Origin of the sequence: Mycolicibacterium pulveris (assembly GCF_010725725.1) — a bacterium.
Taxonomy (GTDB): Bacteria; Actinomycetota; Actinomycetes; order Mycobacteriales; family Mycobacteriaceae; genus Mycobacterium; species Mycobacterium pulveris.
On the sequence record NZ_AP022599.1, the window covers coordinates 717,628 to 731,129 of the forward strand.

Consider the following 13,502-nt stretch of genomic DNA (forward strand, 5'->3'; position numbering starts at 1 on the left):
TTGACCAGCGGTTTTGGCACGATCTTTACGACGATTGGCGGCCCTTGACCAGTGCGAGGACGTCGGGTCCGTACTGCTCAAGCTTGCGCGCCCCGATGCCGGGAATCGCCACCAACGCCGCGTCGTCGGCGGGCAGTGTCTCGGCGATCGCGATCAACGTGTTGTCGGTGAACACCACATAGGCAGGCACATTCATCTCCTTGGAGACGCGTAACCGCCAGTCCTTGAGCCGCCCCAACAACTCCTCGTCGATGTCGGACGAACAGGTTTCGCAGCGCCGCAACATGATTGCGGGTGGGGTGGTCAGCACGCTGTTGCAGACACGGCAACGCGGCGTGGCGCCGCGGGGCCGCCGCGGGCGAGACGGGGCAGCATCGGACGACGACTGCGGCGCGATGCCGTTGAGAAACCGTGACGGCTTGCGGCTCTGCCGTCCGCCCGGGCTGCGCGCCAACGCCCAGCTGAGCGCCAGATGTATTCGGGCTCTGGTGATTCCGACGTAGAGGAGGCGGCGTTCCTCTTCGACCGGTTCGCTGTCGGGGCCGTGGGCCAGCGCATGTGAGATGGGCAGCGTTCCGTCGGCCAGCCCGACCAGGAACACCGCGTCCCATTCCAACCCCTTGGCGGCGTGCAGCGACGCCAACGTCACCCCTTGCACCACGGGTGGGTGCCGAGCATCGGCGCGCTGGCGCAGTTCGGCGAGCAGCGCACGCAGATCCAGCGACGGGCGCTGTGCGACCTCCTCGTCGACGAGTTCGGCCAACGCCGTCAGCGCCTCCCACCGCTCCCGCGCCTTGGTGCCCGCGGGCGGCTCGGTGCTGAGCCCGAGCGGTCCGAGCACCGCGCGGACGGCGTCGGGCAACGGGCCGTCATCGTCGGTACCGCGTTCGGCCGCGCGCTGCAGCGCCACCAACGCCTGCCGGATCTCCTGACGGCTGAAGAATCCCTCGCCGCCGCGGACCTGGAACGGAATTCCGGCCTCGGTCAGCGCTTCCTCGTACACATCCGACTGGGCGTTGATGCGGTACAGCACGGCGATCTCCGCCGGTTCGGTACCCGCGTCGATGAGTCGCTTGATCTTCTTGGCGACGCCGTTGGCCTCGGCGACCTCGTCGGAGTATTCGGCGAAGGTCGGGTTCGGGCCGGGGGCACGCTGGCCGACGAGATGCAGCTTGCTGCCGGCCATCCGGCCGCGGGCGCCGGCGATGACCCGGTTGGCCAGCGACACCACCTGCGGGGTGGAGCGATAGTCGCGCTCCAGCCGGACCACCGCCGCGTCGGGGAAGCGTCGCGAGAAGTCCAGCAGATACCGGGGTGTGGCGCCGGTGAAGGAATAGATGGTCTGGTTGGCGTCGCCGACGACGGTGAGGTCGTCACGATCGCCGAGCCACGCGTCGAGCACCCGCTGCTGCAGCGGCGTGACGTCCTGGTATTCGTCGACGACAAAGCAGCGATACCGGTCGCGGAACTCCTGTGCCACCGCGGCGTCGTTCTCGATCGCCGCGGCGGTGTGCAGCAGCAGGTCGTCGAAGTCAAGCAGCAGAACGTCGGCGCGGCGGGACTTGATGGTCTCGTAGCCGGCGTAGACGGTCGCGACCTTGTCCGCATCGAACGGGATGTCGCGACCCGCGGCGGCCACCGCCGCGGCGTAGCCCTCCGGGCTGATCAACGACCCCTTGGCCCACTCGATTTCGCCGGCGAGATCGCGTACGTCGTCGGTGCTGGTCTGCAGTCCGGCACGGTTGGCGGCCTGGGCCACGACCGAGAACTTGGTGTCGAGCAGTTGCCAGGGTGAGTTGCCCACCACCCGCGGCCAGAAGTAGGACAGCTGGCGTCGTGCCGCGGCGTGAAACGTCATCGCCTGCACCGATTCGGCAGAGACGCCGGCCCAGTCATTGCTCAAGGCACGCAACCGGGCGCGCATCTCCCCCGCGGCCCGCTGCGTGAACGTCACCGCCAGCACCTGCGAGGCGGCCACATGTCCGCCCGCGACGAGGTGCGCGATGCGCCGGGTGATGGTGCGGGTCTTGCCGGTGCCCGCGCCGGCCAGCACGCAGACCGGACCACGAGCGGCGAGCACCGCTTCGCGCTGCTCCTCATCGAGGTCGTCGACGATGCGCAACGAATCGACCTCCACCGACATGCGGTCCATCTTGACAGCAGCCGGTGACAAAACCCGGGACGGCGTCGGGCATGTTGGGCGCATCGGCTACGTTGAAGGCGTTATGAGCGCTGCTGAGAACCCCGTGATCATGTACACCACGTCGTGGTGTGGTTACTGCTTTCGGCTGAAGAAGGTGTTGCAGGCCGAGGGCATCGAGTTCACCGAGGTCGACATCGAGTCCGACCCCGAGTCGGCCGAGTTCGTGGCGTCGGTCAACGGGGGCAATCAGACCGTGCCGACACTGAAGTTCGCCGACGGGTCCACGCTGACCAACCCGAGCGCCAAGGACATCAGGGCCAAGCTGGCGAGCTAGCGCTTCCGGGCTTTTCGCCGCCGCTTTCCGCGCCGAGATCGACGAAATGGCGCGATCTACTCGCACTTTCCCGCCCGTTTGTCCCTTTGGGCGACAAAGACGAACTAGTCTTGCGCGGCCCAGGATTCGATGATCTCCCTGGCGATCGAGATCGAACCGGGCAGCAGCAGCCGCGAGGACGAGTCGCTGCTCCAGTCGCCCGCATCGAGCGCTTCGCGAACCTCCGCGCGGGTGAACCAGGCCGCCTCGGCGATCTCGCCGTCGTTGAACGAGAACTCCTGTTCGGGGTCGCCGATCGCGTGAAACCCCACCATCAGCGACCGCGGAAATGGCCACGGCTGGCTGCCGAGGTACTGCACGTTGCTCACCGTCAGGCCGATCTCCTCGGCGATCTCGCGCACGACGCACGACTCGAACGACTCCCCGGCCTCCACGAACCCAGCCAGCAGCGAGAACAGCCGGGGTGGCCACACGGTCTGCCGGGCCAGCACCGCGCGGTCGTGGCCGTCGTGGACGAGGCAGATCACCGCCGGATCGATGCGGGGAAACTCCTCATAGCCGTTGAGCGGGTTGACCCGTGACCAGCCGGCCTTGGCCGGTTTGGTCGGGGCGCCGTCGCGTGCGCTGAACCGGGCGTTGTCGTGCCAGTTCAGCAGCGCGGTGGCCGTCGCAAGCAGCTGAGCGCTGACGTCGTCGAAGATCTGACCACCGCGGCGCAGGTCGAGCACCTCGGTTTTCAGGTCGGGATCCTCGGGTGCTTCCAGCGGCGCCCGGATCGCCCACACGTGCCTGCCGTCGTTGAGCCGGCCGAGAAAGACGGCGTCCTCCGGCGGCTTGTCACCCAGGCTGGCGGTGCTGCCTAGCACCACGCTGCCGCCGGAGATCAGCACCTGGTTGCGGCGGTCGACCCGCAGCAGCGCCGCATCGGCCCAGCCCGCGATGGCGGCGTCGACGTCGGTGCGCAGCGCGTCGGATCGGTCCGCGCCGACGCGGGACAGCAGCGGGACGTGGCGCAGCGAAAACCCGTAGGCCGTCATCGGTCGGCTTCCGCGTTGCGAATGTAGAGCAGCCGGTCGCCGAGTTCGAGCGCATCCACTTCCGGGTCGTCGACGCGGATCAGCTTGTCGTTGCGCACCACGCCGAGCACGATGTCGGTCTGATGCCGCGGTGATCCGCCGGCCTCTTTGGGGGTGACCTCGCGTTCGGCGATCGCGAAGCCGCGGTCCGGGGTGAGCAGATCCTCCATCATCTCGACGACGCTGGGCGTCTGTACCGCGACGCCCAGCAGCCGGCCCGCGGTCTCGGCGGTCACCACCGTGGAATCCGCACCGGACTGCTTGAGCAGGTGCTCGTTGTCGGTTTCCCGCACCGCGGCGATGATCTTGGCCTTCGGCGCCAGCTCGCGGGCGGTGAGCGTGACCAGCGCCGCGCTGGCGTCGCTGTCGGTCGCCACGATGATCGCCCTCGCGTGCTGCGCGCTGGCCAGCCGCAACACTTCCGAGTCGGTGGCGTTGCCGCGCACGGTGACCAGGCCGGCGCTCTTGGCGCGTTCCAGCGCGGTCGGGTCCTCGTCGACGACCACGATGTCAGCGGGCGCCACCTCGTCGCCGACCATCGCGGCCGCCGCGGTTCTGCCCTTCGTGCCGTAGCCGACGATCACGATGTGGTTGCGCACCTTGTTCCTCCATCGCTGGATTTGGTAGACCTGCCGCGACTGCGTGGTGAGCGTTTCGACCGTCGTACCGATCAGCACGATCAGGAACGCGACGCGCAGCGGGGTGATCACCAGGACGTTGATCAGCCGGGCACCGGGGGTGACCGGCGTGATGTCGCCGTACCCGGTGGTCGACAGCGACACCGTCGCGTAGTAGAGGCAGTCGAGGAACGACAGCCCGTCCCCCTGCACGTCGCGGTAGCCGTCGCGGTCGACGTACACGATCAGCACCGCCGCGAACAACGCCGCCACCGCATAGATGACCCGCACGGTGATGCGCCGCGCCGGGCTGACCGTCTCGGTCGGAATCTGCACCCTGTCGGTGAGGGCGTGCACCGGCCGATCGGCCAGCGATTCGTCGAACCTGCGGAGCCGACGCCGCAGTCTGCCTTCAGCCACGTGAATCGGTCACCGCTGCGAGTGAGCGCACGCCATTATGTAACCATGACCTCCTCGCCTCCCGAGCTGCAGCAGCTCACCAGCCCGGCCCCGGCCTACCGGCTGGCGGCGATGCTGCTCGGCGCGGGCAGCCTGCACTTTCTGGCTCCCAAGCCGTTCGACGCGATCGTCCCGGCCGAGCTGCCAGGCAGCGCGCGGTTCTACACCTATGCCTCCGGGGTGGCCGAACTCGCCACCGGCGCGCTGCTGCTGGTGCCGAGGACCCGTCGTCTGGGGGCGCTGGCCGCCGTCGTGCTGTTCGTCGCGGTGTTCCCCGCCAACGTGAACATGGTGCGGCTGTGGCGGAACAAGCCGCTGGTGATGCGGGCCGGCGCGCTGGCCCGGCTGCCGCTGCAGATCCCGATGGTCCTCGAGGCGCTCAAGATCTACCGCACCTCCCGCGACTCTTAGGCGGCGGGGGCCTCGAGCAGCTGCGTGAGCTCCTCGACGTCGGGTAGCCGCTCGGGTGCGACGGTGGTTCCGGTGCGCACATAGTGGAACGCGGCACGCACCGATTCCAGCGGGCACCCGTGCAGCTGCGCCCACGCCAGCCGATACACCGCCAGCTGGACGGCCGCGTGCCGCTTAACCTCCGGGGTCGCCGGCGGCTCGCCGGTCTTCCAGTCCACCACCGTCGCGCCGCCGTCAGGTTCGGCGAACACCGCGTCGATGCGGCCGCGCACCACCCGACCGCCGATCATCATGTCGAACGGCACCTCGACGTCCAGCGGGGTACGAGCGGCCCACGGCGACACTGCGAACGCGGCCTGCAGTTCGGCGAGTTCATCCATGACACCGGTGTCGCGGTCCACCGCACCGGGCAGGTCGTCCAGGTCGAACAGCCGCTCGGCGTGATAGAACCGCTGCACCCAGTCGTGGAATGCGGTGCCCAGCAACGCATGTGGATCGGGTCGCGTCGGCAGCCGGCGCCGCAGCCGCTGCGCCACCGTGTCGGGGTCGCGGCCGAGTTCGACCATGGTGCTCACCGAAATCTGCGCGGGCAGCGAGGGCGCGGGCCGGTCGGTCGCGCGGTCACGTTCGGCCAGCAGCGCGTCGACGTCTGCTGCCCAGCCCTCGTCAGCGTCGCCGGGAGCCGGCTGGACCGTTCCGGCCATCGCCTGCGCGACCAGCTCGGCGCCCCGGTCGACGTCGCCGCGCCGGTGCCCGGCAGGGCCAGCCGGCCACACCGCCTCGACCACCTTGTCCCGCAGCGGATTCGGCTCGCCGTCGGCGGGGGCGGGGGCCCAGTGCTCGATAACCCCGCACGGGTCGCCGGCGGCGCCCGACTGCTCGATGATGTCTTTGAGCTCACGCAGGAACTCCGACGGTCCGCGCGGCTTGGCCTCGGTGGGCCCCCAGTGATGAGCCGACAGCAGCAGTGTGTCCTCGGCTCTGGTCAGCGCCACATACAGCAGTCGGCGCTCCTCGTCGACGCGGCGCTGCTCGAGAAGCTTCTTGTGGTCGAAAATCTTGTCCGACAACTTCTTTCGGTCGTTCACGTCGGAGGTGTCCAGGACGGGCACACCGTGTTCAGACATGGTGGCGCGGTCGCCGCGCAGCAACGGCGGCAACTCACCTGCATCGGTGAGCCACGTGCGGGTGGTACCGGTCGACGGGAAAACCCGGCCGCTGAGGTGCGGCACCGCCACCACTTGCCACTCCAGCCCCTTGGCCGCGTGGACGGTGAGGATCTGCACCCTGTCGGGGGCGACGCCAACCTCCGCAGGCGCCAGCCCGTCCTCCACGTCCGCGGCCGCATCGAGGTAGGCCAGCAGCCCGGACAGCGTGGCTGCGGGGCGAGCGGCGAAGTCGGCGACCACGTCGGCGAACGCGTCGAGGTGCTCGGTGCCCGCCCATCCCGCGGAAACCGGCTGCCCCGCACGGGCCTCGACGTCGACACCGAGGGCCCGGCGCACCTCGGCGACCAGCTCGGGCAGCGGATGCGACAGATGCGCGCGCAACGCGGTCAGCTCGCGGCCCAGCGCCACGATTCGGGCGTACCCGGTCGTCGAGTACACCGTCGCCGGGCCTGGATCGCAGACGGCGTCGGCCAGGCACGCCGCGTCGGCGTCGGGGGCGGCCTGCGCCACGACCCGCGCGGCCACCCCGTCGTCGATGCCGGGGCCGACGTCGTCGAGGTCGACCGCGCGGCGCCACAGCGCGGCGATGTCGCGTCCCCCCAGCCGCCACCGCGGACCGGTGAGCACCCGCATGGCGGCGCTGCCGGCAGTGGGCTCGGCAAGCAACCGCAACATCGCCACCACGTCGGCGACCTCGGGCACGTCGAGCAGGCCGGCCAGGCCCACCACCTCGACCGGGACTCCGCGGGCGCTCAGCGCATCGGCCATCGGCGCGGCATCGGCGTTGCGGCGCACCAACACCGCGGCGGTCGGGGGCGCGCCGGCGTCGGTTCGCGCCCGGTGGTAGAGGCTCGCGATGTGGTCTGCCACCCAGTCCCGTTCGGACACCACGTCGTTGAGCAGCGCGCACCGGATGGTGCCTTGCTCGGCGTCGGGGCGGGGACGCAGGGTGCGCACCGCGACCGAGCGTCGACGCGCGTGCGCGGAGACCGCGTTGGCCAGGTACAGCGCGCGCGGCGGGTTACGCCAGCTGGTCCGCAGCTCCAGGGTGGGCGCCAGGGTGCCGTCCGAGCGTGGAAAGTCGGTGGTGAACCGCGGCAGGTTGGTGGCCGAGGCGCCGCGCCAGCCGTAGATCGACTGAATGGGGTCGCCGACCGCGGTCAACGCCAGCCCGTCGTCGACGCCACCGCCGAACAGCGCCGACAGCGCCACCCGCTGCGCATGGCCGGTGTCTTGGTACTCGTCGAGCAGCACCACCCGGTAGCGGCTGCGAAGTTGTTCCCCGACATGGGGAAACGACGAGGCCAGCCGGGCAGCAGCGGCCATCTGCATGCCGAAGTCCATGACCTTCTCGTCACGCATCCGCTGGTGCAGCGCGTCGATCAGCGGCACCAGCTCGGTGCGCTCGGTCTGGGTCGACAACAGCCGCAGCAGCCACTGGCTGGGCCCGCGGTCACGTTGATAGGGCCCGGCCGGCAGCGTGTGCACCAGCCGCTCCAGTTCGACATGGGTGTCACGCAGCTGATCGGTGTCGACCAAATGCTCGGCGAGTTGACCCGCCAGCCGCAACACCATCGAGGTGATGGCCGCCGGCGTCTTGTCCGTCTCCAGCTCGGGATGCTCGCACACCACCCGAAAGGCCAACTGCCACAACTCGGTTTCGCTGAGCAGACGGGTTTCGGGCTCGACCGGCAGGAGCAGTCCGTGCTCGCGCAGCAGGTTGCCGGCGAACGCGTGATAGGTGCTGATGGTGGCCGGCTCGTCACAGCCGGCGCAGGCGCCCGTCTCGGCGTCGGGCAACAGGCCGGCTCCGGCCAGCCGGGCCAGCCGGGTGCGGACCCGCCGCTGTAGCTGCGCGGCGGCCTTGCGGGTGAACGTCAGCCCGAGCACTTCGCCGGGCCTGGCATACCCGTTGGCGACCAACCACACCACCCGCGCGGCCATCGTCTCGGTCTTGCCCGCACCGGCGCCCGCGATGACCACCAGCGGCCCCGGTGGGGCGGCGATCACCGCGGCCTGCTCGTCGGTCGGCGGGAAAAGGCCGAGCCGATCGGCGAGTTCGGCGGGGCTGTAGCGCTGCGTCATGACCGGCCCCCGATCGCCGCCTGGGCCGGGCACATCGCCCGCACCGGGCAGTGGCTGCAGCCGTCGTTGATGCGCGCGACGAACTGCGGTCCCTGGGTGCCGGCGGCGGCGCGGCGCACAGTCTCACGCCATTGGGCATGCGCGTCGGCGGTCAACGCGTCCTGCTCCCGCTCGCACGCGCCCGAGGTGTTCGTCTTGCCGAGGTAGACCAGGCGTCCACCGCCCGGTGACTCCCCTTGGGACACCAGGCCTTCGGCGACGGCCAGTTGGTACATCGCCAGTTGGGCGTGACGCTGCGCGTCGTCTTTGGTGACCGGCCTCTTGCCGGTCTTGATGTCGATCGCCACCAGCCGGCCGGCGTTGTCGCGCTCGATGCGGTCCACCCGGCCCCGCACCCGCACCTGCGGCCCGCCGTCGACACCGGATGCGATGACCCCGTCGACGTCGACCTCGGTACCGACCTCGGTCAGCTCGCGGCGGCTCTGCGCCCGCCACTGCAGGAACGTGGACAGCATCACCCGGTGGCGGGCGAGTTCGTTGTCGGCATACCAGGCGGAGTCGAACGGCAGGTTGTCCCAGACTTTCTCCAGTTCGTTGAGCAGCTGGCTCTCGGACTTGCCGGGCTCGGCCACCAGCGCGTGCACCAACGAGCCGATCGCCGAGCGCACGTCGCGCCCGTCGGCGCCGCCGTGGCGTTCGAGCAGCCAGCGCAGCGGACAATCGGTCAGGATCTGCAGTGTCGACGGTGACAGCGTGACGGTGTGCTCCCCACACCACAGGGGTTCGTCGGTGGAGACCGGTGTCATGACGTACCACTGCGCGGGGTCCGCGCCGGGAACCCCGGCGGCAGCCAGCCGGGCCAGTTGCGTTGCCGCACAGGTGCGGACGCGGTCGTCGACGGCACCGTCGGGAGCGCACACCACCGCCCGCAGCCGGCCCACCAGCGCCGCGGGGGCCAACAGCCGCGGCGCCGTGACGGGTGCCGTCTCCGGGTCGGCGTCGGGGGCGATGCCGGCCAGCTCGTACCAGAACGAGGACGGCAGCATCGATTCAACGCCGTTGTCGCTGTCGACTGCGGTGACCAACAACCGGTGGCGAGCCCGCCCCATCGCGGCGATCAGCAGCCGGCGCTCCTCGGCCAGCAGGGGCGCCCGCGCCGACAACCCGCGGTCGTCGTGCGTCGCGACGCCGTCGAGGACGTCGACCAGCTGTTGGGTGCCCAGCACCCCGCCACGCGGAACGGTGTTGGGCCACAGCCCTTCCTGTACACCGGCGAGCACCACGAGATCCCATTCGCGGCCCAGTGCGGCATGCGCGCTGAGCACGGTGACCGCCTCGGTGTCGCGCTCGTCGCGTGGGGCGGCTGGCGTCCCGAGCCCCGAAACGTAGTCGACGAGACCCCGCAGCGACGCGCCCGCGGTGTGGTTGACGTACTGCTCCGCCGCGTCGAACAGCGCGGTGACCGCGTCGAGGTCGCGGTCGGCCTGGGCGCCTGTGCTGCCGCCGCGTTCACTGGCGGTCAGCCAGCGCCGCTGCAGACCGGACCGGTGCCACGCCTGCCAGAGGGTGTGGCGCGGGTCCTTGCCCTCGTCGACGGTGCGACGCGCGGCGGTCAACACCGCACGGACACGCCGGATCGGACGGTCCAGATGGCCGGGCAACGCGTCGGTGCCATCCTCGAGCGCCGCGACCAGCAGGTCGGAGAAGGCGCGCGGCGGTCGGCTGCCGTCGGCGCGGCGCAGGGTGCGACGCAGCTGCCGCAGCGACACCGGGTCCACCCTGCCGATGGGCCCGGTCACCAACGCAAGCGCGCGCTCACCGTCGAGGCCGTGCGCGGTGGCGTCGAGCACCGTCAACAAGGCCTGCACAGCGGGTTGATCGGCCAACGCGACGCCCGTGCCCGCCATCTCGACCGGCACGCCCGCCCCCTCCAGCGCCCGGGCCACCGCGGCTCCGAGCCGCGGCACCGACCGCACGATCACCGCCATCTGCGACCACGGCAGCCCGTCGACGAGGTGTGCGCGGCGCAGCGTGTCGGCGATGAGCGCCGATTCCGCGTGCGATGAGGCGGCGATGCGCACACGCAACGAGCCCTGCGCATCCGCGGCGCCGGTCAGGTTTCGGCCCGGGTCGGCGCCGGGCAGCCGCCGCGCTGTCGCCGTGATCGCCTCGGCGATCGCCGGTGCGCAGCGATGCGACCGGGTCAACGCGATCGCCGGCTCCTCGCCGCGCAGCAGCGCAGGGTCTGCGCCGCGGTAGCCGAACACCGCCTGGTTGGGATCTCCTGCGACGACCGTGAGTTCGGCCCCCTCGGCGAGCACCCGCACCAGCCGGGCCGCCTGCGGATCCAGCTGCTGGGCGTCGTCGACCAGAAGCAGCTTCACCCGCGCGCGTTCACCGGCGAGCAGGTCCGCGTCGGTGGCGAACGCTTCCAGCGCCGCCCCGACGAGTTCGGCAGCGCCCAGGGCTGGGATGGTGGCCTGCGGCGCGGCCATGCCGACCGCGGAGCGCAGCAGCATGATCTGTTCGTAGGCCTGCGCAAACTGGCCTGCGGCCAGCCACTCCGGACGACCTGCGCGACGGCCGATGCGTTGCAGCTCAACGGGATCCACCCCGCGTTCGGTGCAACGCGCCAGCAGGTCGCGCAGCTCGGTGGCGAACCCGGAGGTGCCCAGCGCCGGACGCAGATGGCCCGGCCAGGCAACCGCGGACGCGTCGCCGTCCTCGAGGTCGCCGGCGAGCAGTTCGCGGATGATGCCGTCCTGCTCGGCGCTGGTGATCAGCCGCGGCGGCGGGTCACCGTTGCGTTGGGCGGCCAGCCGCAGCACCGCGAAGGCGTAGGAGTGCACGGTGCGGACCAGCGGTTCCCGCACCACCGTGCGGTCACCTGCCTGCAGCAGCGTCGCCGTGACGGCGGCCCTGGCCTGAGCGCCGAGCCGGGCCGAACCCGTCAGCAGCAGAACCGATTCGGGGTCCCCCCCGGCGGCGATGTGCGCGGCGGCGGTCCGGATCAGCAGCGTGCTCTTTCCGGTGCCGGGGCCCCCGACGACGCGGAATCTCCCGCGCAGACCCGGTTCGGCAAGCGCGGCCGGCGTCAGTTCGGTGTGCGGTGCGGACATGAGGGCATGACATCACGGGGGTCTGACAAGTGGCCCCGACCGCTGATGGCAGCATCACGTCTGTGACCGCCAAGCTGCATGTACACCGGTACGGCCCGGACCAACCCGCCGACGTGTTGGCCATTCACGGCCTGACCGGACACGGTCAGCGGTGGCAGACGTTGGCGATGCGGCATCTGGCCGAGTTCGCCGTCGCGGCACCGGACCTGATCGGGCACGGCCGGTCGTCGTGGGCGGCGCCGTGGACGCTGGACGCCAACGTCGACGCGTTGGCGGCGCTGATCGAGGCGGACGCACCGGTGGTGGTGGTGGGGCATTCGTTCGGCGGCGCGGTGGCGCTCAACCTCGCTGCGGCCCGGCCCGACCTGGTCGCGGCGCTGGTGCTGCTCGACCCGGCCGTCGGCTTGGACGGGGAATGGATGCGCGACATCGCCGACGACATGCTGGCCTCCCCGGACTACACCGACCGCGCCGTAGCCCGCGCCGAGAAGGCCAACGGGTCCTGGGGTGAGGTGGATCCGGCCGAGTTGGACCGCGAACTCGACGAGCACCTGGTCGAGTTGCCCGACGGCCGGGTCGGTTGGCGGATCAGCATCCCGGCGATGATGTCGTATTGGAGCGAGCTGGCCCGCCCGATCACGTTGCCGCCCAAGGGCACGCCGACCACGCTGGTGCGCGCCGGGCGGACCCGGCCGGCCTACGCGTCCGATGAACTGATCGCGTCGCTGGGCGATCGGCTGGGAGCGCACTTCACGTTGGTGCAGTGGGATTGTGAACACATGGTCGCCCAGGCGCGGCCCGCCGACACCGCGGCGCTGATCCGTGACGCGTTGAAACGGCGTTAGCGATGGCGGCGGTCACCGACGAGCAGGTGGAGACCGTGCGTGCGTTGGTCGCCGCCATACCGCCCGGCCGGGTGTCGACCTACGGCGACATCGCCGAGGCCGCAGGGCTTTCCAGCCCACGCATCGTCGGCTGGATCATGCGCACGGACTCCTCGGATCTGCCGTGGCATCGGGTGATCCGGGCGTCGGGCCGGCCCGCCGCGCACCTGAAAAGCCGGCAACTCGAGTTGCTACGTGCCGAAGGCGTGCTGGCCGACGACGGGCGGGTGCGGCTGGCCGAAGTGCGCCACCGATTCTAGATGCCGAGCAGACGCGAAAACCCCCTCTGCCGTGCAAATTTGGGGGTTTTCACGTCTGCTCGCGCCCTAAATCACCAGCCGCACCAACGCGGCCGTGCGGGCCAGGCCGGGGAACGCCGCGGCCGTCGACCTCGGATGCAGCGCATGCACCGCGATGCGGAACATCAACGCGCGCAGCAGCATTTGCGGCCACTCCGGCAGTGCATTCCATCGTTCGATGAGTCCGTCGTCGGCCTCCCCCCACGACAGTGCATCGACGACGGCGACCCCGGCCCCCCACGACGCCGGGCGCCAGTACGGGGTGATGTCGGTGATGCCCGGAGCGGCGGTGCCCGCGAAAAGCACTGTGCCGTAGAGGTCGCCGTGGACCAACTGGCTCGGGCTCTTGGTCGGCCTGCGCAGGGTGGCGAGCTGGTTGAGCAGTTCGATCGAGCGCTGTCCGTCGGCCGACCCCGGCGCGACCCGGGCACCCGGCGGCAGCGAGTGCAGCGGGCGCTCCTCCCACGCGGCGCGATCGGCGGCGATGAACACGTCGACGTCGGTCCACGGCGCGACCGGCGGCTGGGTCAGAAAACGCGGCCGTTCGAGTTTGGCGGTCGCTTCGTGGAGCCGCACCGCGGCCGAAACCACCTCGTCGTGGCGGGGTTCGGGGCTTCCCGCGACGAACGTGTCGGCTCGCCAGCCGGCCACCACGTAACGACCGTCGGTCGAGCGGACCGGGCGGGCCAGCCGCACCCCGTCGACGAACAACGTCTCACGTACCTTTGCCGACCAAGCGGCGCGGGCGTGGTCGGCCACCATCGAGAGCACGACTTCGCCGCAGCGCCAGCCGCCCTCCCAACTCGATCCGAGCGGGACCGGCTGCACACCGGTCAGCCCGAACGCCGCCAGCACATGTTCCGGCGGACCATCGACTGTCACGAGCTCAGCCTAAGCCGGAAATGG

General features: G+C 70.8%; 10 protein-coding genes. 4 read left to right on the forward strand and 6 right to left on the reverse strand.

Going from position 1 to position 13,502, the window contains the following annotated elements:
- Positions 1 to 25: 25 nt before the first annotated feature.
- Positions 26 to 2,143 carry an ATP-dependent DNA helicase UvrD2 gene (locus G6N28_RS03740; protein ID WP_163897109.1) on the reverse strand — a complete coding sequence of 706 codons (2,118 nt, stop codon included), beginning with the start codon at positions 2,141 to 2,143 and terminating at the stop codon, positions 26 to 28.
- Positions 2,144 to 2,225: 82 nt separating this feature from the next.
- On the opposite strand from G6N28_RS03740, the gene G6N28_RS03745 reads away from it, so the two are divergent.
- Positions 2,226 to 2,477, forward strand: a complete 252-nt coding sequence (locus tag G6N28_RS03745) for a mycoredoxin (RefSeq protein ID WP_163897111.1) — start codon at positions 2,226 to 2,228, stop codon at positions 2,475 to 2,477.
- 104 nt (positions 2,478 to 2,581) lie between these two features.
- Here the strand turns inward: G6N28_RS03745 and nudC are convergent, their stop codons facing one another.
- Both nudC and G6N28_RS03755 read right to left on the reverse strand, forming a co-directional pair.
- Positions 2,582 to 3,514: an NAD(+) diphosphatase gene (gene nudC, locus G6N28_RS03750; RefSeq protein ID WP_163897113.1), complete on the reverse strand. Its 933-nt coding sequence runs from the start codon at positions 3,512 to 3,514 to the stop codon at positions 2,582 to 2,584.
- Positions 3,511 to 4,590 carry a potassium channel family protein gene (locus G6N28_RS03755; RefSeq protein ID WP_163897115.1) on the reverse strand — a complete coding sequence of 360 codons (1,080 nt, stop codon included), beginning with the start codon at positions 4,588 to 4,590 and terminating at the stop codon, positions 3,511 to 3,513. Before G6N28_RS03755 ends, nudC begins: the two co-directional genes overlap by 4 nt.
- 45 nt (positions 4,591 to 4,635) lie before the next feature.
- Here G6N28_RS03755 and G6N28_RS03760 point away from each other — a divergent pair, with 45 nt between their 5' ends.
- Positions 4,636 to 5,040: a DoxX family protein gene (locus G6N28_RS03760; RefSeq protein ID WP_163897117.1), complete on the forward strand. Its 405-nt coding sequence runs from the start codon at positions 4,636 to 4,638 to the stop codon at positions 5,038 to 5,040.
- Here G6N28_RS03760 and G6N28_RS03765 read toward each other — a convergent pair.
- Together G6N28_RS03765 and G6N28_RS03770 are read right to left on the reverse strand one after the other, a co-directional pair.
- Positions 5,037 to 8,294 carry an ATP-dependent helicase gene (locus tag G6N28_RS03765; protein WP_163897119.1) on the reverse strand — a complete coding sequence of 1,086 codons (3,258 nt, stop codon included), beginning with the start codon at positions 8,292 to 8,294 and terminating at the stop codon, positions 5,037 to 5,039. The genes G6N28_RS03760 and G6N28_RS03765 overlap by 4 nt on opposite strands.
- The gene (locus G6N28_RS03770; RefSeq protein ID WP_163897121.1) at positions 8,291 to 11,413 is read right to left on the reverse strand and encodes an ATP-dependent helicase; all 3,123 of its coding nucleotides are present in this window, start codon (positions 11,411 to 11,413) and stop codon (positions 8,291 to 8,293) included. Before G6N28_RS03770 ends, G6N28_RS03765 begins: the two co-directional genes overlap by 4 nt.
- 62 nt (positions 11,414 to 11,475) lie before the next feature.
- On the opposite strand from G6N28_RS03770, the gene G6N28_RS03775 reads away from it, so the two are divergent.
- Together G6N28_RS03775 and G6N28_RS03780 are read left to right on the forward strand one after the other, a co-directional pair.
- Positions 11,476 to 12,258 (forward strand): alpha/beta hydrolase, encoded by a 783-nt coding sequence (locus G6N28_RS03775; RefSeq protein WP_163897123.1) that lies wholly within the window; start codon positions 11,476 to 11,478, stop codon positions 12,256 to 12,258.
- Positions 12,259 to 12,260: 2 nt separating this feature from the next.
- A complete protein-coding gene (locus G6N28_RS03780) occupies positions 12,261 to 12,557 on the forward strand; it encodes an MGMT family protein (RefSeq protein WP_163897125.1) in 297 nt (98 codons plus the stop codon).
- 66 nt (positions 12,558 to 12,623) lie between these two features.
- Here G6N28_RS03780 and G6N28_RS03785 read toward each other — a convergent pair whose 3' ends face one another.
- Positions 12,624 to 13,478, reverse strand: a complete 855-nt coding sequence (locus G6N28_RS03785) for a TIGR02569 family protein (protein ID WP_163897128.1) — start codon at positions 13,476 to 13,478, stop codon at positions 12,624 to 12,626.
- Between the last annotated feature and the right edge of the window lie 24 nt (positions 13,479 to 13,502).